1 protein-coding gene is annotated in these 1,661 nt (G+C 75.0%); it reads left to right on the top strand.

Features of this window, described 5'->3' with window-relative positions:
• On the top strand, nucleotides 1–1,661 hold a 1,661-nt coding region (locus FNQ90_RS22350; RefSeq protein WP_407699426.1), incomplete at both ends, for a SulP family inorganic anion transporter.

The raw sequence follows: 1,661 nt of genomic DNA, 5'->3' as shown, positions 1-1,661 counted from the left end.
GGCCGAAGTCACGGCCGACCCCACCCCCGGGCCCGACCGGCCGACCTTCCGTGCGCTCCCCGACCACCCTCCTACGGACGGAGACGGAAATGTCCGCCTGCGCCCCCACGACCCCCCGGGAACGGTTCCGCGCCGATTTCTCCGCATCGATCGCGGTGTTCCTCATCGCCCTACCGCTGTCCCTGGGCATCGCCCTCGCCACCGGCGCCCCGCTGCAGGCCGGCCTGGTGGCCGCCGCCGTCGGCGGCATCGTCGCCGGACGGCTCGGCGGCGCCCCACTCCAGGTGACCGGCCCGGCCGCCGGTCTCACCGTGATCACCGCCGACCTCATCCAGCAGTACGGATGGCGCGTGACCTGCGCCATCACCGTGCTGGCCGGCCTCACCCAGCTGGTGCTCTCCGCCCTGCGCGTGGCCCGCACCGCCCTGGTCGTCAGCCCCGCCATCGTGCACGGCATGCTCGCCGGCATCGGCATCACCATCGCCATCGCCCAGCTGCACGTCGTGCTCGGCGGCAGTCCGCAGAGCTCGGTACCCGCCAACCTCGCCGAACTTCCCGCCCAACTCGCCCGGCTCGACCCGGCCGCCGTCGGTATCGGCGCCCTGACCATCGCCATCCTGCTGACCTGGCCCCGCCTGCGCGGCGGCACCGGGGAACGGATCCGACGGGCCATGCCCGCCGCGCTGGCCGCCGTTCTCCTGGCCACCGCCGTGACCGTCCTCGCCGGCCTGCGACTGCCCCGGGTCGATCTGCCCTCCTGGAACAACCACGCCCTGCCCGGCCTGCCGGAGGGCCCGGTGCTCGGCCTGATCGCCGCCGTGCTGACCGTCACCCTGGTGGCCAGCGTGGAGTCCCTGCTCTCCGCCGTTGCCGTGGACAAGCTCGCCACCGCCCGTCGCCGGCGCGGCGGGGCACCCGTCCCGCGCGCCGACCTCGACCGCGAGCTGCGCGGTCAGGGCGCGGCCAACGTGGTCTCCGGCGCGCTGGGCGGACTGCCCGTGACCGGGGTCGCCGTGCGCAGCACCGCCAACGTGGCGGCGGGCGCGGTGAGCCGCAAATCCACCATCCTGCACGGCTGCTGGGTGCTGCTGGCCGCCGGGCTGCTGGTGAACCTGCTGGAGCTGATCCCGCTCGCGGCACTCGCCGCGCTGGTCATGGTGGTCGGCCTCCAGATGGCCGGCATCCACCACCTGCGCAACGTCACCCGGCACCGCGAGACCCTCGTCTACGCCGCCACCACCATCGGGGTCATCCTGCTCGGGGTGCTGGAGGGCGTGGGCATCGGCATCGCCTGCGCCGTGGTCCTCGCCCTGCACCGGCTGACCCACACCCGGATCTCGGTGGACCCGGTCGGCGACGGCTCCCACCGCGTCCGCGCCGACGGACCGCTCACCTTCCTGGCCGTGCCGCGCCTGAGCCGAGTCCTGGCCCGGGTTCCGGAGGGCACCGTGGTCACGGTCGAACTGACCGGGTCGTTCCTCGACCACGCCGCCTACGAGACGCTGCACGACTGGCGCACCGCCCACACCGACCGGGGCGGGCGCGTGGAGATCGTCGACGGCGGAGGGGCGCCCGCCGCCGAACCGGCCGCCGAACGGGCCTTCCGCCGACCCCGCCTGCCCTGGCACAACTACCGGCACGCCGGCCTCCCGGCCCTCCCC

It is taken from the genome of Streptomyces alkaliphilus (assembly GCF_014141535.1).
Classification (GTDB): domain Bacteria; phylum Actinomycetota; class Actinomycetes; order Streptomycetales; family Streptomycetaceae; genus Streptomyces; species Streptomyces alkaliphilus.
The sequence above is the reverse complement of the archived record's forward strand: the minus strand, read 5'-3'. Positions and strand labels throughout refer to the sequence as shown.